Source organism: Serratia marcescens, from assembly GCF_006715005.1.
GTDB classification, from domain to species: Bacteria; Pseudomonadota; Gammaproteobacteria; order Enterobacterales; family Enterobacteriaceae; genus Serratia; species Serratia montpellierensis.
In genome coordinates this window covers 1,422,627-1,440,202 of sequence record NZ_VFMJ01000001.1, presented here as the reverse complement: position 1 = coordinate 1,440,202, position 17,576 = coordinate 1,422,627, and the positions used below count along the sequence as shown (strand labels likewise).

Below are 17,576 nucleotides of genomic sequence, written 5' to 3'. Positions count from 1 at the left end.
GATTAGCGTCCTTTGGTTCCGGTTAACGCATCCGTCAGATCCAGATACTGTGGCGCTACCGCGCCGGCGAAGCGCCGCTGGTGCGCCGTCTGCTGGGCGGAGGCGCAGCCCTGTTCGCCGAGAAACTTGACCTGCTCCTCTTCCCACACCGCATCCAGCGCCTGCGGCGTATCGTCACGCGCCTCTTGCGCCACCTGGGTCTCCAACGCCTGGGCCTGCACCTCGCTGCCGGACAGCGCCAGCAGCAGATCGAACAGCACCGCGTAGGGGCTTTCGCGCTGTTGCAGGCGCGCCCCCAGCAGCGCCAGGATCGGCGCGATGTCCTGCAACCCTTCCCGCGCCTGCGCCGCGCTGCGGCTGGCCAGATACTCCAGGTACAGCGGCAGGAAATCCGGCAGCTCGCGGCTGTCGATCTCCAGCCCGGCGGCGCGGTACTGCGCCATCAGGTCAACCATCGCCTGGCCGCGATCGCGCGACTCGCCGTGCACGTGCTCAAACAGCAGCAGCGAGGTGGCGCGGCCGCGATCGAACAGCTCGCAATAATCGGCCTGCGCGTCCAGCAACGGGCGCGCGCACAGGCGGCGGATAAACAGAATCAGCTGCGCGCTGTGGTGCAGATCCAGCTCGCTGGCCGGTTCCAGCGCTTCGATCAGCGCCTGCTGATGGTCAAACAGCGCCTGCTCCGGGTAATCCAGCAGGCGGGCGATCACTTTCAGGCTGATCATGAGGCATCCTCCGGCCGCGCGGTTTTCGCGGTCACGTCGATGGCATCGATACGGCGGCTGTTGAACAGATTGAACTTACCATCGCTGCCGTGGCAGCCGTCGCCGAAGCTAAAACCGCACCCCTTGCTTTCCGGGAAGGCTTCGCGTGCCAGTTCGCGGTGGCTCGACGGCACCACAAAGCGATCTTCATAGTTGGCGATCGCCAGGTAGCGGTACATCTCCTGCGCCTGCGCTTCGCTCAGGCCAACCTGTTCCAGCGCGCTGGTGTCCACCACGCCGTCGACGGTTTCCGCCCGTTTGTAGTGGCGCATCGCCAGCATGCGCTTCAGCGCCAGCAGTACCGGTTCGGTATCGCCGGCGGTCAGCAGATTCGCCAGATACTGCACCGGAATGCGCAGGCTCTCGACGTCCGGCAATACGCCGCTGTGCGCCAGCTCGCCGGCGTCGGCGGCGGACTGAATCGGCGACAACGGCGGCACGTACCACACCATCGGCAGCGTGCGGTATTCCGGGTGCAGCGGCAGCGCCAGCTTCCAGTCCATCGCCATTTTGTACACCGGCGACTGCTGGGCGGCTTCAATGACGCCCTGCGGCACGCCGTCCGCCAGCGCCTGAGCAATCACCTTAGGATCATGCGGATCGAGGAAGATATCGAGCTGGCTCTGATACAGATCTTTGTCGTTTTCCACCGCCGCCGCCTGCTCGATGCGATCGGCGTCGTACAGCAGCACGCCGAGATAGCGGATGCGGCCCACGCAGGTCTCCGAACAGACCGTCGGCTGCCCGGCTTCGATACGCGGGTAACAGAAGATGCACTTCTCGGACTTGCCGCTCTTCCAGTTGAAATAGATTTTCTTGTACGGGCAGCCGGTCAGGCACATGCGCCAGCCGCGGCACTTGTCCTGGTCGATCAGCACGATGCCGTCTTCGCCGCGTTTGTAGATCGCCCCGCTCGGGCAGGTGGCGACGCAGGCCGGGTTGAGGCAGTGCTCGCACAGGCGCGGCAGGTACATCATGAAGGTGTTTTCGAACTGGCCGTACATCGCCTTCTGCAGGTTATCGAAGTTCTTGTCCTGCGAGCGTTTTTCGAATTCCCCGCCGAGGATCTCTTCCCAGTTCGGGCCGCTTTCGATCTTGTTCATGCGCTGGCCGGTAATCAGCGAGCGCGGGCGGGCCACCGGCTGGTGCTTGCCCTGTTTGGCGGTGTGCAGATGCTGGTAGTCGTAATCGAACGGCTCGTAGTAGTCGTCCAGCGCCGGCACGTCCGGGTTGGCGAAGATTTTCGACAATACGCCGACGCGGCTGCCCATGCGCGGCTCCAGCTTGCCGTTGATTTTACGGATCCAGCCGCCCTTCCATTTTTCCTGATCTTCCCAGGCGTGCGGATAACCGACGCCGGGCTTGCTTTCCACGTTATTGAACCAGGCGTACTCCATACCCTCGCGGCTGGTCCAGACGTTTTTGCAGGTGACCGAACAGGTGTGGCAACCGATGCACTTGTCCAGATTCAGCACCATGCCGACTTGCGAACGAATTTTCATTTGCTGTTCTCCTGCTGACTGCCCTGCGCGTAGTCGTTGCCTTCGTCGTCCAACCAATCAATGCGGTTCATCTTGCGCACCACCACGAACTCGTCGCGGTTGGAGCCAACGGTGCCGTAGTAGTTGAAGCCATAGGCCAGCTGCGCGTAGCCGCCGATCATGTGGGTCGGCTTCGGACAGGCGCGGGTCACCGAGTTGTGAATGCCGCCGCGTTGGCTGGTGATCTCCGAGCCCGGCAGATTCACGATGCGCTCCTGCGCGTGGTACATCATGGTCATGCCGGCCGGGATACGCTGGCTGACCACCGCGCGCGCCGTCAGCGCGCCGTTGGCGTTGAAGGCCTCGATCCAGTCGTTGTCCGCGATGCCCAGATCTTTGGCGTCGTCTTCGCTCAGCCAGACGATCGGGCCGCCGCGCGACAGCGTCAGCATCAACAGGTTGTCGCTGTAGGTGGAGTGAATGCCCCACTTCTGGTGCGGCGTCAGGAAGTTCAGCGCTTTCTCCTTGTTGCCGTTCGGCTTGCTGTTCAGCAGCGGCTGGGCGGCGCGAGTGTCGATCGGTGGCCGGTATACCAGCAGGCTTTCACCGAAGGCGCGCATCCACTCATGGTCCTGATACAGCTGCTGACGGCCGCTGAGGGTGCGCCACGGGATCAGCTCGTGCACGTTGGTGTAGCAGGCGTTGTAGGAAACGTGTTCGTCTTCCAGACCGGACCAGGTCGGGCTGGAGATGATTTTGCGCGGCTGCGCCTGAATGTCGCGGAAGCGAATTTTCTCGTCTTCCTTGTTCAGCGCCAGATGCCGGTGATCGCGGCCGGTGACGTTGCTCAGGGCCTCCCAGGCTTTTACCGCCACCTGGCCGTTGGTTTCCGGCGCCAGCGACAGGATCACTTCCGCCGCGTCAATCGCGCTCTCGATCTTCGGCCGCCCCGCCGCCGGGCCGTCGGCCTTGACGTAGTTAAGCTGCTTGAGGAAGTCGACCTCGGTTTGGGTGTTCCAGCTGATGCCCTTGCCGCCGTTGCCCAGTTTGTCCAGCAGCGGCCCCAGCGAGGTGAAGCGCTCGTAGGTGGCCGGGTAATCGCGTTCCACCGCGATGATGTGCGGCGCGGTTTTGCCGGGGATCAGATCGCATTCGCCTTTCTTCCAGTCCTGCACGCCGTAAGGCTGCGCCAGTTCGGCGGCGGAATCGTGCTGGATAGGCAAGGTCACCACGTCGGTTTCCTGGCCCAGATGGCCGACGCACACTTCGGAGAAGGCCTTGGCGATCCCCTTGTAAATCTCCCAGTCGCTCTTCGAATCCCAGGCCGGATCGACCGCCGCCGACAGCGGATGGATGAACGGGTGCATGTCGGAGGTGTTCATGTCGTCTTTTTCGTACCAGGTGGCGGTCGGCAGCACCACGTCGGAGTACAGGCAGGTGCTCGACATGCGGAAATCGAGCGTCACCACCAGATCCAGCTTGCCTTCGCCGCCCTGCTCGCGCCATTCCACTTCCTGTGGCTTCACGCCGCCCTGCTGGCCGAGATCTTTCCCCTGGATGCCGTTTTCGGTGCCCAACAGGTATTTGAGCATGTACTCATGGCCCTTGCCGGAGGAGCCCAGCAGGTTGGAGCGCCAGACGAACAGGTTGCGCGGGAAGTTCTGCGGATTGTCCGGCTGCTCGGCGGCGAAGCCCAGCGTGCCGTTTTTCAGGCCGTCGACGGTGAACTCGACCGGCGACTGGCCGGCGGCGCGGGCCTGCTCCGCCAGGCGTAGCGGGTTGGTGCCCAGCTGCGGTGCCGACGGCAGCCAGCCCATGCGCTCGGCGCGCACGTTAAAGTCGATCAGGCTGCCACCGAAGCGCGACTTGTCCGCCAGCGGCGACAGCAACTCGTCGGTGCCGACGGTTTCATAGCGCCATTGGCTGGAATGGTTGTAGAAGAACGAGGTGCTGTTCATGTGGCGCGGCGGGCGCTGCCAGTCGAGGCCGAACGCCAGCGGCAGCCAGCCGGTTTGCGGCCGCAGTTTTTCCTGGCCGACGTAGTGCGCCCAGCCGCCGCCGCTCTGGCCGACGCAGCCGCAGAAGATCAGCATGTTGATCAGGCCGCGGTAGGTCATGTCCATGTGATACCAGTGGTTGACGCCGGCGCCGACGATGATCATTGAACGGCCGTGGGTTTTCTCGGCGTTTTCCGCGAACTCACGGGCAATGCGGATGATGTTGTGGCGCGACACGCCGGTGATCTGCTCGGCCCAGGCCGGGCTGTAAGCCTTGACCTCGTCATAGTCGGCGGCGCAGTTGGCGTCGCCCAGCCCGCGCTCCAGACCGTAATTGGCCAGCGTCAGGTCATACACGCTGGTCACCAGCGCTTCGCTGCCGTCCGCCAACTGCAGGCGTTTCACCGGCAGCTTGTGCAGCAGGATCTCGTCCAGCGCCACGCTGTTGAAATGTTCGCTGTCGGCGCCGCCGAAGTACGGGAAGCCCACCTCGGCGACGTCGTCATGCATGCCCAACAGACTGAGCTGCAGCTCGACTTCCTGTTGCGACTTGCCTTCGCGCTGTTCCAGGTTCCACTTGCCCTTCTCGCCCCAGCGGAAGCCGATGGAACCCTGCGGCGCCACCAGATCGCCGCTGCGGCTGTCGATAGCGACGGTTTTCCACTCGGGATTATTTTCCTGGCCCAATCCGTCCACCAGATCGGCGGCGCGCAACAGGCGGCCGGCGGCGTAGTGGCCGCCTTCACGCGCTTCCAGCAGCACCAGCATCGGCATGTCGGTATAGCGGCGCACGTAGTCGCGGAAGTAGCCGACTTCGCGATCGAGATGGAACTCTTTCAGCATCACGTGGCCCATCGCCAACGCCATCGCGCTGTCGGTGCCCTGCTTCGGATTCAGCCAGTGGTCACACAGCTTGGCGACTTCGGCGTAGTCCGGCGTCACCGCCACGGTTTTGGTGCCCTTGTAACGCACTTCGGTAAAGAAGTGGGCGTCCGGGGTGCGCGTCTGCGGCACGTTGGAGCCCCAGGCGATAATGTAGGAGGAGTTGTACCAGTCGGCGGATTCCGGCACGTCGGTCTGCTCGCCCCAGGTCATCGGCGAGGCCGGCGGCAGATCGCAATACCAGTCGTAGAAGCTCAGGCAGGCGCCGCCAATCAGCGACAGGTAACGGGCGCCGGCGGCGTAGGACACCATCGACATCGCCGGGATCGGCGAGAAGCCGATAATGCGATCCGGCCCGAAGGTTTTGGCGGTATAGACGTTGGCGGCGGCGATCAGTTCATTGACCTCTTGCCAGCTGGATCGGACGAAGCCGCCGCGGCCGCGCGCCACCTTGTAGCTTTTGGCTTTTTCCGCATCGCCGACGATAGAGCCCCAGGCCGCGACCGGATCGCTGTGCTGCGCTTTCGCTTCGCGCCACAGCTTGAGCAGACGCTTGCGCATCAGCGGGTATTTCAGCCGGTTGGCGCTGTACAGGTACCAGGAGTAGCTGGCGCCGCGCGGGCAACCGCGCGGTTCATGGTTGGGCAGATCGGGCCGGGTGCGCGGATAGTCGGTTTGCTGGGTTTCCCAGGTCACCAGACCATTCTTCACGTAGATCTTCCAACTGCAGGAACCGGTGCAGTTCACGCCGTGGGTGGAACGCACCACTTTGTCGTGCTGCCAACGGCTGCGGTAGCCGTCTTCCCAGTCGCGGTTGGTGTTCAAAGTCTGGCCGTGCTCGCCAGAAAAAGGCTCCGCCAACTGCTTGAAATAGCGGAAACGGTCTAAAAATTTGCTCATCCGGAATGCTCCTGAAGGCTCTTGTCGTTATAAGAAGACATGCTCAATCTGCCGCCAGCCTACTGACGGCCAACCGGCGGCAAATTGATTGCGATCAAGAGAAAGCGGGAGGCGACGCGCGCGCTGGGTGAGAAATACCACCAAAGTATAGGTGCGAGACCTAATCTTAATTAATTGAATCTAAATTAATAAATCAGGAATTCACGACGAAGGATGACGGACGGGAGGCAAGGCGGGGTATTTGGGGGTAGGACGCGGGAGAGACCTCCCGCGTGTCGTTCACTCGACGCGTTCAGCGTTGAAGCCACAGCGTCGCGGTGCCCACGGCGGGCAACGCCAGCTTGACCTCCGAGCCCTCTCCCTGCCGCCGCCAGCCCGCCGGAAGGCGCAATCGGGTGCTTCCCTCTCGATAGTAAGGATTGGCTACCAGCAGCAAGGCGCGATCGCCCAGAATAAACATCCGCGCCGGCATGTGCGGATCGCTTCCCGCCAGCGGCGTCGATTTTCCCGTCAGCAGATAAGGGGTGAAAGCGGCAATTTGTTGCGACACGGCAGCCACGCCACGCCAGGTGGCGTCAAACTCCCGTTGGTCGAAGCGGCCGGTTTTACGCTTGTAAAACAGATCGGTATAAGAATAAAACAACAGCCCCTTGGCGCCGCCGATCAGCGCCTGCCAGGCCTGGTTGCGGATTTCTGCCTCTGACGGCGGATGTGGCTTACGGCGGGCATCATAAGCGGCGTGATCCATGATTTGCATCACCACCCAGGCCCCGCGTGCCTGGCGGGCGGCCTGCACCGTCAGTTCGGTATAACGCGTGGTGCGCGTCAGATCGCGATCGTTCCCCACCGGGTAAGGGTCGGTCGCCAAAATGTCGCTGCTGTTAAAGTAGGCGTCCAATTCCCCGGTTTTGTTCAACACCTGGAAGGTGGGATGATCGCCGTCAAGCCGCTTTATTTGCAGGTTTTTTTCCTCGATCTTATCGAGATATTCCGGCCCCAGCTCATCGTTGATGTACCAGGCGAGCAGGTTGGGCTGAGAGCGCAAGCGCTGCACATACCAGGCCGTCATCGCCACGTAGTCGCCACCGCGCACGGCCGGCGCGAAACGGCTGCCGCGGTACTGATCTTTGACGGAGTAAATGACCAGCAGCCCGCGCTGACGTGCGTTGCGGAAAAAGGCGTAAGGATCTTTCTTTTCCCCATAATCATAGTTCAGCACCGTGTTGAATCCCGCCGATGCGATGCGCGCCAAATGCTCATCGGTAGCCACGTTGGCGTAAATGCCCAACGGGAAAAGCCGTTGACCGTCGCGCAGGGTAAAGCCTTCGCTGTCGATCGCCACTTTGGCCGCAGGCTGGCCGACGCGAAAAGACAGCTCGCTGCCCTGTGCCGGCTGGGATTGCTGACCGGTGACCTGCTGACGCAGGCGGTACTCCCCCTGGGCCAGGCCGGTCGGCAGTGGGTATTCGATACGGCGCTGCCTTTCAACCTGATAACGGTCGCGGCTACTGTGAACAACCTGCCCCTCGGCATTGAGCAATTCGCTGTCGACCTGCAAACGCTGCGGCTGCGAAGTGACCAACAGCGTGTCGACCTTCCCCTGTGCCGACGCGCCGAGCTGATACAACGCCGGCGTAGGCGCTCGAGCACACGCATAGGCGTCGTCAAACCAGGCGGTACCGGTGCTCCCCTTGCGCAGATAGACGCCAAATGTGATTCGCGCCGCCTGCGGCGGCACGGTATAGCTGGCGCTCACCTGCCGCCAGCCGCTGTCGCCGGTCACCCCAGCCGGATAGCTGCCTTCCAGAAAGCGCCCCTGCGCATCAAAGCTCTGCAGATAGACCCCGGCGCCGCCGTCGCGGCTTTGCCCGCGTACGCCCTGGGTCTTGAGCCAGACGCCGAAATCGATCGTCTGCCCGGGCACGACCTGCAGCGCCTGGTTGAAGGTACGGTACTGCGTGGCATCTGCATTGTCATAACGCAAACTGCCACGGCCGCTGTGCGCATCGCCGTCGGCCTGTGCGCCCTGCGCACGCCAGCCGCTGAGCCCCTGTTCAAAGCCGGGGTTGGCCAACAGATTGGGTTGGCAGCTCTGCGCCAGAGCCGAAGCGCTCCACCAGGCGCAACAGCCCAGAGCCGCCATCTGGTACATCCCCTTCATGATCATTTCCTTTTCACCACGGCGTTGAACAGATAAGTGGCAAACAGATAGCAGGATTTCTGGTAAGACAGCCCCAAATGCTGACGGTAAATCCGCCATTGCCAGTCCGCGGCGCGGATTTTGTTACCCGACAGCGAGTGGGTAGACAATCGGTAACAGGCCAGCGGTTCGGGAATGCAGTAGGCCAGGCCGTTACGCGCCTTCTGCAGCACCGCCAGCCACATCAAATAGTCCTCATGGCCCACCTTTTGCTGGTACACCTTACCGATGCGCTTCTGGTTGTAGATCCCGGTGAGATTGCCGATCCAGTTGCTTTTCAACATGTCCTGATAACCAATAAGCTCATCCGCACCACGGGTGTTTTTGATCAATTTCAGGTCGTCTTCGAAGGTGTAATAATGGGAGCACACCACGTCGTAGCGGCGAGTTTGCAAAATGCTCGCCTGGCGCGACAGCTTGTTGGGAAGCCATACGTCATCACTGTCGCAGAAGGCGATATAGTCGCCTTTCGCCGCCTCAATACCGATGTTGCGCGTTTCCGCCACGCCCTGGTTATGCTCATTGCGTATATAGGTGAGGCGATCGTGGATAAACGGCCGTACCACCTCGGCAGTCTCGTCGGTGGACGCATCATCGATCACATACAGGTGATAATCGGTAAATCGCTGGTTCAACACGCCTAGAATCGACTCTTTAATAGAGTTCGCAGCATTGTAGGCCGGCATTATCACGGATATCTTTTCCATTCTGTCCTCACTCGGTGAGCTGTTGCCACTCGGGATAAATACGTTCGGGAGAAAAACGACGAGACTTCTCTAACGCGGCGATAGAAAAGTGCTCGCGCAAACCCGGATCGAGCATCAGTTTGATCACCCCTTCGCTGAAGGCGGCGGCGTCGTCATCGGGCACCAGATAGCCGTTGACACCATCGTCTATCAACTCGGCCGGGCCGGTCTTGCAGTCGTAGGCCACCAGCGGCAGGCCGAAACTCATGGCTTCGATCAGCACCATCGGCAACCCCTCATAGCGAGAAGTCATCAAATACAGGCTGGCTTGGCGATAATAGGCCGCCACGTCAGCGGTGGCCGGTAGCAGACTCACCTGCCGCTCCAACCCGGCGTCTTCAATCTGCCGCCGCAATGCGTCGCGCTCCGGACCGTCGCCAATAATCAGCAGCTGCCAATCCGGCACCTGCGCCGCCACTCCTCGCCACAACGCGATCAGACGATCGAAGCCTTTCTGATTGCTCAATCGCCCCACCGCCAGCGCCACCTTTTTCTGCAGCGTCGGCGTCGGCGCCTGCGTGCCGAACGGTGAAACGTTCTCGATCACCCGACATTTCCCGGCCCCCACCCAGCGAGCGATGGCGTCGCTATCTTGCCGCGTCAGGAAAATCACGCGGTCGCCCAGCCGGTAAACCAGCAACTTCAACCACTTAAATACCCGCGGATACTGGTGAAAGCTGACGTGTTCACTCAACAGCAGCCGGCTGCGGGCACAGAACAAACGCAGAAAAGGCGTCATCACCACCGACAGCTTCCCCATGGAAACGGTAATGATCACGTCCGCGCGTTCACGCCGCAGTGCCAACGCAAGCCGCCATGGCCAGAACAGCGAATCGCCATCCCCGCAGCGCAGCCGGACGTCGCTCGCCAGCGGAAAGAAGCTCTGCTCGCCAAACAGCGAAAACACCGCCACCTCGTAACCCGGCAGACGCGCCAGCGCATTGGCCAAACCGCTGGCGACCCGTTCAGTTCCGCCCTTGCCCGCTATATTTTCGATAACGATGATTATCTTGCGTGGTTGCATATCATCTCCTGAATCCCTGGCGCACATTGCGCAGCAGCCGGCCGCCAACCGAGAACAACCCCAACCGCGCCAGACAATCGCCATACCATTTGATCACCTTGAACTTGCCGCTCAGGCTGTGCCGTACGATGCGCGACGAGTAATAGTTGAACGCCTGGGCGTTTTCCGAATACAACGAGGCCAGCAGGTGCTTGCAGGCGAATCCGCTAATATGGCGATCGCTGGGGCTGAGGAACGTATTGATAAAGCGGTCACTGGCCTCCAGATTAAGCTTCGACGTCATGCGCCCGTAGCGCCCTATGTCGAGAAACACCCCTCCGCCGGCATCGTGCGCCACATGCGCGCCCAAATTGGTGGCATTGACCAAGAAACCCCAATCCTGATGCTTATTGAGGAACTCGGGAAATAAAAAGCGGCGATCGCTTTTTTTACGTATGCTGATGGTGGATGAACGAATATCGCCCATCTCCAGAAAAAGAAAATCCTCGCCGGAAGAACCGGATTTGTAGTGAAAATTAAAGTCACGTACCGAATCGCCGCTCACCTCCGCATAGTTACCGAAGATAATATCAATATGGCGATCTTCATGTTTATTCATGCGGCGAATAATGTAATTTGTCGTGAAGTAATCATCTGAGTCGAGGAAAAACACGATCTCCGATTGCGCTAACTTGATACCTAAGTTACGCGATACCGCCGCATTGCTCTTCTTTTTTTTCTCATGCAGCATCACGTTGCTATTGGTCGCTGCTATCTGCCGAATATATTTGATGTCCTCCTCGTCAGAGCAATCATCAACCAAAATCACCTGATAGTCGAACCCTTGGCAAGCGTTGAATACCCGCTTCAGAGTTTTAGGCAGGTAGCGTGCACTATTATAAATAGGGATCACGATCGAGAAATCCATTTCTTAACCCTCCAATTTAGAATTTATCATTTCTTTTCCACGGCAAAGCAACAATAACGACACGTTAAATACCGGGACCAAAAAATAGGTTTCCGTCAACGTTGTCAACAAGAAAACCACCACTACCCAGCGCATGAATCGACTCAGACTGCGCATATTTCCCAACAGGTGAAAATAACAAAAGAGCATGACCACAGAGGCGATTCCTCCGGCCGAATAAAACATGGCAATGAAAAAGAAATCGACGGGCTTATAAGGCTCTATATTCATGCCGAACAGCGGATTAGGTAACCCCACCGCCTGAAACATCTGCCAGGAGAACCAGACTCGTCCGGTCAACGCCTGGTTCAATAGGACGTCCAAGGCCGGATTGCTTCCCCAGCGCATCACGCTGGCGAATTGAAAGCCTACAATGACCAACGTCAGCACGATGCAGACTTTTCTATTGGGGGCGACGCGCAGCAACGGCGCCAGCCAAAACAGCAGTAACATCAACAACGCCAGCATAAAACAGGTGCGAGAATAGGAATACATCAGCACCGGGAGAATTAACGCCGACACCACCAACGAAGCGATATTTTTCATTCCACGCGTTAATTTCGCATGGTCGATCAAGCACAGCAGCGTGGCGAAAAAGGCAAAAGAATAATACGCCAGGGTGTTCGGGTTATCGAAACCCAGCGTTAATCTGTTGCCGTAGCGTTCATCAAGATAAACAAACCCATTGGTGTAAAAGGCATAGGGAATAACCATCAGCAACCCGGCCACCACAAAGGCGATGGCAAACATTTCAGCGCCACGCCCCATGTCTATGCGGCGAAATAAAATTATCACCGCCGTGCTGAATACCGCGCCAAACAGATAATCCCCATGACCGGTAGCAATATTAACCAGAAACAACAGAGCCAAAAAACCCGCAACCGCCTTTTCCGCCAGCGTAGCGATAAAAAATGCATAACCGACATAGAGCAACATCAGGCCATTAAGGCCCATCACGGTTTTATTAATCAGCTCGCTGTTGAACGATCCCGAAGTCAGGAAGGTTTTCACGAAAAACATCAGCAGAAAGGTCAATACGATGGATTGATTGACTAAATCCCGCGACTGATTATAACCGGCGTTGGCATGCATTTGAAAATTGGAGGCGACTCTTTGCATAAGTGTTTACTCAGTAAAATAACTGCCCCATTCCTGCTCAATGTTTTTTGGCATCAGCTTGCTTAACCCCGCGCCAGGCGTAAACGTCAACTCACCGAAATACACCTTCTCGCCGACCTGATAAAAATCCACACGGACATAAGAGAACTGCTGCGCTGTCTGGCGAGCCAGACGCGTCATTTCGTCCAGCCGTGTAGGGCGCGGCATCGGTTCGTCGGCATTCGGCAAGCTGATACGGATTTCGGTGCGGTTCCAGTCGATATCAAAAATATCGCGCCGATGAGTGCCGAAACGCTGATAATCCACCTGGATGAACATACGAATTTCATGATTGTCGTTGAAACAATGAAACTTGATATCGTTCGGCACCTGCTCGCCATCCAGCAACAGACGCTCCACCATGATGCAGGGTTCGATATCCAGATAATGCTTTTCGCGACTCTGCTCGTAAAAGTTGCTGCGCATCCACGCGTTGCTGAGATCGTACAACTCCGCGTAGCTAACCTGCCGCTTGTCGAACACCAACCGGTTATAACCGCTGCCGTGGTTGGCCTTCAGCACGAAGGCGTTGGGCAATTGCCTGAACATGTCGTAGCTGAGCTCAGTGCCATGCGCATACAGCTCCACCAGATACTCCTCGCCCCACAGACCGGCGATAAATTCACGTACCTTGAACTTGTCCGACAAGGTGGTGTAGATGCTGCGCGGGTAAATTTTGCGACGCATGATCTTTTCGCTGAAGCCGGTCGGTTTTGACAGGTGCGGCAGCTTCTTGAAATAGAGCGCGTATTTAACCTGATGGTGCCAGGCATCGGGCAGGCGCTTGGAAATGTTTTTAACCAGGATGTTTAACATGTTCTCTCCTTAATTTGCTGACAAGACGCGGCAAGCAATAAAAACAGGTCAGCTGCAGTCGGGTAATTTTTCCGCCGCGGAATAAACTGTTCAGCACGAAGAACGAAATGAATTCCGCCAACAGCGTAGACACCGCCGCACCGATCAGGCCGTAGCGCGGGATCAGCAGCAGATTCATCACCACGTTCGCCACGGCCACCAACGGCATCTTGATGGCGATAAAGCGATAGCCGGCGAACAGCACGATGCTGCGATACGAAACTGTCCCCATTACCGAGAACAGCGAAGTCAGCGTGCAAATAGCCAGGATGTTGGCGGCCGGTTGGAAAGCGGCACCGTACAGCAGCGCAATCGCCGGGTGGGCGAACCACCATAGGCCCAGCAACACCGGCAACGACAGGCCCAAGACCACCAGATAAAGCACCCGGATACGGTATTCCTGCTCCAACGGATCCCGACAGCTGGCAATGCCCGGCATCAACGAGGTGATCAGCGCCATCGGCACGAAAACCCAGCCTTGACTGAGGGTGGTGGCGGCACTGAACCAGCCTACCGCCTGCTCGCCGACCAGATTGCCCAGCATGATTTGATCGATGCGGGTGTAGATCACTATCGACAGGCTGGAGATGGCCAACGGCAGGCCCACCTTTAGCAGATAACGGCCATAGCGCCCGGCCTGGCGCGGCGTAACCCGCGGCGCGGCCGCAGCTTCCCCACGGAATAACCAGAGGCGCGCCAGGTAAGGGACGGCGCTGCTGAGGATGTAGGGTACCGCGAACCACACCAGCGGCAGCGCCGCGCTCACCAGCGCCAGCCGCAGCCCTATCGACAGCAGCAGCGCCAGGTTGTTGATCAGCGTATTGCGTTTCGACTGCAGGCGGGCATCGTAATAAATCTTGTACACGTCCTGAATCGAGAAATAGGCGCTGACAAGCAGCAACAGCGTCATCAGTTGGCTGGCGGGCGACTGGCTGAAATAGCTCCATATCAGTATCGGCAGCGCCACCACCAGGAACAGCCAACGGCGCAGGCGTATTGACGCCAGCATCAGGCGAATGCCACTCGGCTGTCGGCGGGCGACGCGGTTGAAAATGATGCTGTCGGCGCCCAACTGCACCAGTGGCACTACGATGGCGATCGTCGCCAACAGATAGTTGAGGGTGCCAAACTGCGCGGGCCCCAGATAGCGCGCAACGTAAATGGAGACGAAGATGCCGGACAGGCTAAGCGAAACGCGTTCGAGCATCAGCCACAGGGCATTGGTGATAATGGCCTTCACCCGCTTATTCCCCTGCCTGTGGGAGATCTTCCCGATGACTTGGGTAGGCGAAGTTGTAATAGCTCATGTCGGTTGCCGCCTTCTTCACCATCCCGTTGAGGATCACGCCCTTGATCGCCACCCCATTCTGTTCGAAACGGCGCATGCTGGTTTCGATCTGCTTGACGGTATTGACCTCAAAACGCACCACCAGCAGCGAAGTGCCCGCGTGATTGCCGACGATCGCCGCATCCGTCACCGCCAGAATCGGCGGCGTATCGATCAGCACCAGATCGTAGTTTTGCCCGGCCCAGCGCAGAAAATCGGCGAAACGGCGGTGCATCAGCAGTTCGGACGGGTTCGGCGGCACCTGACCGCGCGGCACAAAGTCCAGATTGGCGATGGCGGTTTTCCGCACCGCCTGTTCCGCCATCACGTTGCCCACCAGCAGGTCAGACAGACCCTGATGCCCATCATCCGCCAGCCAGCGGTGCAGGAAGCCTTTGCGCATATCGGCGTCGATCAACAGCACCCGCTGCCCGGCCTGCGCCACCACCACCGCCAGGTTGGTGCTGGTAAAGCTCTTGCCGCTTTCCGGGCTGGCGCCGGAGACCATCAGAATGTTGTTCTTGGCCTCCATCATGGCGAAATGCAGGCTGGTGCGCAGGCTGCGGATCGCTTCCACCGACAGGTCCGTCGGTTCGGCCACCGCCAGGATCGGCAAGCGCCGGCCGCCGGATTTGGGCAGCAAATGGCGCTGCTCGCGGTTGCGCTTCACCTGCCACGGCGACAGCGGCACGGTGGCGTAGACGTTAATGCCCCGCTTCTCCAGGGTATCGATATCATTGATGCCGCGATGGAAAGCCGCGCGCAGCAGCACCAGAGAGGCGGCGCCCCCCGCGCCCAGCAGCAGCGCCAACAGCACGATCAGCACCTTTTGCGGCTTAATCGGCCGGATAGCGGTTTCCGCTTCGTCGATGATGCGCACATTGCCCACCGTGCCGGCCTTGCTGATGCTCAGTTCCTGCTGCTTGTTCATCAACTGCATGTAAACCTGCTGATCCACCTGCACGTCGCGGGTGAGGCGCAGGATCTCCTGCTGCATTTTCGGCAGCGTCTGCACCTGTTTACCCAGCCGCGCCTTTTCCACCTCCAGGGTGGCGCGCTTTTCCAGCAGCGCCCGGTAAGCCGGGTGCGCGCGGGTATACAGCTTGGAGATCTCCGCTTCCTTGAAGGTCAGCTCGTTGAGCTGGGCCTCGAGCTGCACCTGAGTATCCAGCACCGATTTAGCTTCCAGCGACAGATCCACCGAGTCGTTTTGCTGGCGGAACTGATTGAGCTGGGTTTCGGCGTTGTTCAACGAGGTTTGCGTTTGCGGCAGCTGCTCTTGCAGGAACGCCAGCATACGCTGCGCCTCTTCCGTTTTGCGATCCACGTTCTGCTGCAGATAGTTGTCGGTGATGTTCTTCAGCATCGCCTCGGCGCTCTGCGGATCTTCGCTCGGCAGCGTGAAGGTCATGATGCCGCTGTCCTTGCCACCCGGCACCACGTCCAGGTATTTACGCAGATCGTCCACCGCTTTTTGACGTGCGACTTTGACCACGGTAAAGCTGGCGCCCGGCGCCGCATCCAGCGCCGCGACGGTCATGTTCCAACCGCCCTGCGCCACCGGCTGCCCGACCACGCCGCTGAACAGTTTGTCGCCGTCATGGCTCAATTCGTAATGCTGCCCGTCGCGTACCGTCAGCGTTAGCGATTCGTCCAGCATGTCCTCCGGCGTCGTCAGCGTGGCAATGTCCAGGACCGGCGGCTTTTCACCGCTCAGCCGGGCAAAGCCTTTGCCGAACACCGGGAAATAGTCCGGGCTGACGCGCACCGTCAGGCCGAGGGCGTCCACCGTTTTGCCCAGCACGTAGCGTGACTTGACCAATGTCACCTCATCCTCCGTCGCCGAACTTTGCCCCATCGAGCTGTCCAGCGTTTCACGCAGCAACGAATCGCCGGACAGCTGCTTCTCCACCTGCACCACCGCCGTGGCCTGGTACACCGGGGTGGCCAGCAGGGCGTAGGCGACACCCAGCACGCCGGCCAAACCGGTCACGGCAGCGATCCGCCAACGGTTATCCCACAGCGGCCCGATCAGGCGCTCCCACTCCAGCTTTTCATCTTGTTCGGCCACCATCACGGACAGCGCATTGTTTTTCATCTTCTGTTCCTTGTTCACCCTGCGGAGTTACCAGTTGCGCACGCGCAAGGTCGCCTCGCTGAGATCGTTAAAGCTGCTGATGGTCGGCACCAGCTGGCTGATCAAACGGTTCCAGCGCGCGACCGGCGCCGCAGTGACGTACACGACGTCGTAAGGTTGCAGCTGAAATTCAGCGCCCATCGCCAGCGCGCTGGCGTCGGAGAGATCGAACTGATACAGCGTCGCCAGCCGCTGCGGGGTTTTACCGCCGCTCGGCCGGATCACGAACACCCCGGTCGCATCTGCCACCGTCTGGCTGATCCCTTCGGAAGATCCGAGGGCCTCGGTCAGGGTCATGCCGCTGCGATCCATCTTCAGCGTCGTTTGTTTACCCACCTCGCCCATCACGAACACTTTCAGTTCGTCATTGCGCGGGATGTAGAGGATGTCGCCCGGCTGCAGCAGCGCGTTCTGGCTGATGTCGCCGCGCTGCATCAGCGCCTGCAGCGAGATAGCTCGCTCCTTGCCCTGATGGGTCAGCACCACGTTGCGCCAGTCGGCGTTGTCCGTCAGGCCGCCTGCGGCGTTGATCGCATCCAGGATGGTCAACGGCACGTTGGTGATCGCCTGTTGGCCGGAGGTTTTCACTTCGCCGGTCACGTAAGCCTTCTGCGAGCGGAAAGCGGCGATGCTGACGTCCACCTGTGGGCTTTCCACATACTGCGCCAGACGACCGGCGATCAGACTGCGCACTTCGGTGACGGTCTTGCCCACCACCGCCACGCGCCCGATATAGGGATAAAAGATCGTGCCATCCGCGTGCACCCAGTTGCCGGTGTCGCTGGCGCTGCGGTACTGCCCGGCCGGCGTGGTCAACTCGGGATGATCCCAAACCGTGACGTTCAACACGTCGCCGACGCCGATGCGGTATTGATAACTCTGCAACCGCTGATCCAGCGCCGGATTCGGCCGGGCGACCGGCTCTACGCGCCGCATTTTCTGTAGCAGCATCGGCGACATGCGGTAGACCTGCACCTGGTTATTCAAATCGAAATCGTCGTCCTGCTGCACGACGATGTCTTTTCCACTGGTAGGTAAATGCGAGCCGGGGACCACCGTACAACCGCTCAACAGCGCGGAGGTGCAGACCAACGGCATCAAAAGGGCCAAATGAAGATTCATGGAGGTACCGTAATAAACGGGCTGCTGCCGCAGCCCG

Annotated in this window: 12 protein-coding genes; all 12 read right to left on the bottom strand. The window is 59.6% G+C overall.

Annotated features, from left to right (window positions below; genetic code table 11):
- Positions 1-2: 2 nt before the first annotated feature.
- Positions 3-725, bottom strand: a complete 723-nt coding sequence (narJ, locus tag FHU12_RS06810) for a nitrate reductase molybdenum cofactor assembly chaperone (RefSeq protein WP_049271686.1) — start codon at positions 723-725, stop codon at positions 3-5.
- On the bottom strand, positions 722-2,266 hold the full coding sequence (gene narH, locus FHU12_RS06805; RefSeq protein WP_016927361.1) for a nitrate reductase subunit beta: 1,545 nt from the start codon (positions 2,264-2,266) through the stop codon (positions 722-724). Before narH ends, narJ begins: the two co-directional genes overlap by 4 nt.
- Positions 2,263-6,024 (bottom strand): nitrate reductase subunit alpha, encoded by a 3,762-nt coding sequence (locus FHU12_RS06800; protein ID WP_141968247.1) that lies wholly within the window; start codon positions 6,022-6,024, stop codon positions 2,263-2,265. The genes narH and FHU12_RS06800 overlap by 4 nt, the downstream gene beginning before the upstream one ends.
- Positions 6,025-6,316: 292 nt before the next feature.
- The gene (locus tag FHU12_RS06795; protein WP_141972914.1) at positions 6,317-8,176 is read right to left on the bottom strand and encodes a carbohydrate binding domain-containing protein; all 1,860 of its coding nucleotides are present in this window, start codon (positions 8,174-8,176) and stop codon (positions 6,317-6,319) included.
- Positions 8,177-8,187: 11 nt separating this feature from the next.
- Entirely contained in the window at positions 8,188-8,931 is a 744-nt protein-coding gene (locus FHU12_RS06790; RefSeq protein ID WP_141968245.1) for a glycosyltransferase family 2 protein, read from the bottom strand.
- Between the two features lie 7 nt (positions 8,932-8,938).
- Positions 8,939-9,994 (bottom strand): glycosyltransferase family 4 protein, encoded by a 1,056-nt coding sequence (locus FHU12_RS06785; protein ID WP_141968243.1) that lies wholly within the window; start codon positions 9,992-9,994, stop codon positions 8,939-8,941.
- Between the two features lies 1 nt (position 9,995).
- Positions 9,996-10,901 (bottom strand): glycosyltransferase family 2 protein, encoded by a 906-nt coding sequence (locus FHU12_RS06780; RefSeq protein ID WP_141968241.1) that lies wholly within the window; start codon positions 10,899-10,901, stop codon positions 9,996-9,998.
- Between the two features lie 3 nt (positions 10,902-10,904).
- A complete protein-coding gene (locus tag FHU12_RS06775; protein WP_141968239.1) occupies positions 10,905-12,059 on the bottom strand; it encodes a hypothetical protein in 1,155 nt (384 codons plus the stop codon).
- A gap of 6 nt (positions 12,060-12,065) precedes the next feature.
- Positions 12,066-12,914 carry an ATP-grasp fold amidoligase family protein gene (locus FHU12_RS06770; protein ID WP_141968237.1) on the bottom strand — a complete coding sequence of 283 codons (849 nt, stop codon included), beginning with the start codon at positions 12,912-12,914 and terminating at the stop codon, positions 12,066-12,068.
- Positions 12,895-14,193, bottom strand: a complete 1,299-nt coding sequence (locus tag FHU12_RS06765) for a flippase (protein WP_141968235.1) — start codon at positions 14,191-14,193, stop codon at positions 12,895-12,897. Before FHU12_RS06765 ends, FHU12_RS06770 begins: the two co-directional genes overlap by 20 nt.
- A gap of 4 nt (positions 14,194-14,197) precedes the next feature.
- The gene (locus FHU12_RS06760) at positions 14,198-16,378 is read right to left on the bottom strand and encodes a polysaccharide biosynthesis tyrosine autokinase (RefSeq protein ID WP_141968233.1); all 2,181 of its coding nucleotides are present in this window, start codon (positions 16,376-16,378) and stop codon (positions 14,198-14,200) included.
- 27 nt (positions 16,379-16,405) lie between these two features.
- The gene (locus tag FHU12_RS06755) at positions 16,406-17,539 is read right to left on the bottom strand and encodes a polysaccharide export protein (protein ID WP_141968231.1); all 1,134 of its coding nucleotides are present in this window, start codon (positions 17,537-17,539) and stop codon (positions 16,406-16,408) included.
- Positions 17,540-17,576: the final 37 nt, after the last annotated feature.

Bases quoted from the DNA above. Each gene is read 5' to 3' on its own strand.
- FHU12_RS06800 (WP_141968247.1), bottom strand. From the start codon at position 6,024: ATGAGCAAATTTTTAGACCGTTTCCGCTATTTCAAGCAGTTGGCGGAG.
- narH (WP_016927361.1), bottom strand. From the start codon at position 2,266: ATGAAAATTCGTTCGCAAGTCGGCATGGTGCTGAATCTGGACAAGTGC.
- FHU12_RS06770 (WP_141968237.1), bottom strand. From the start codon at position 12,914: ATGTTAAACATCCTGGTTAAAAACATTTCCAAGCGCCTGCCCGATGCC.
- FHU12_RS06775 (WP_141968239.1), bottom strand. From the start codon at position 12,059: ATGCAAAGAGTCGCCTCCAATTTTCAAATGCATGCCAACGCCGGTTAT.
- FHU12_RS06785 (WP_141968243.1), bottom strand. From the start codon at position 9,994: ATGCAACCACGCAAGATAATCATCGTTATCGAAAATATAGCGGGCAAG.
- FHU12_RS06780 (WP_141968241.1), bottom strand. From the start codon at position 10,901: ATGGATTTCTCGATCGTGATCCCTATTTATAATAGTGCACGCTACCTG.
- narJ (WP_049271686.1), bottom strand. From the start codon at position 725: ATGATCAGCCTGAAAGTGATCGCCCGCCTGCTGGATTACCCGGAGCAG.
- FHU12_RS06760 (WP_141968233.1), bottom strand. From the start codon at position 16,378: ATGAAAAACAATGCGCTGTCCGTGATGGTGGCCGAACAAGATGAAAAG.
- FHU12_RS06790 (WP_141968245.1), bottom strand. From the start codon at position 8,931: ATGGAAAAGATATCCGTGATAATGCCGGCCTACAATGCTGCGAACTCT.
- FHU12_RS06755 (WP_141968231.1), bottom strand. From the start codon at position 17,539: ATGAATCTTCATTTGGCCCTTTTGATGCCGTTGGTCTGCACCTCCGCG.
- FHU12_RS06795 (WP_141972914.1), bottom strand. From the start codon at position 8,176: ATGTACCAGATGGCGGCTCTGGGCTGTTGCGCCTGGTGGAGCGCTTCG.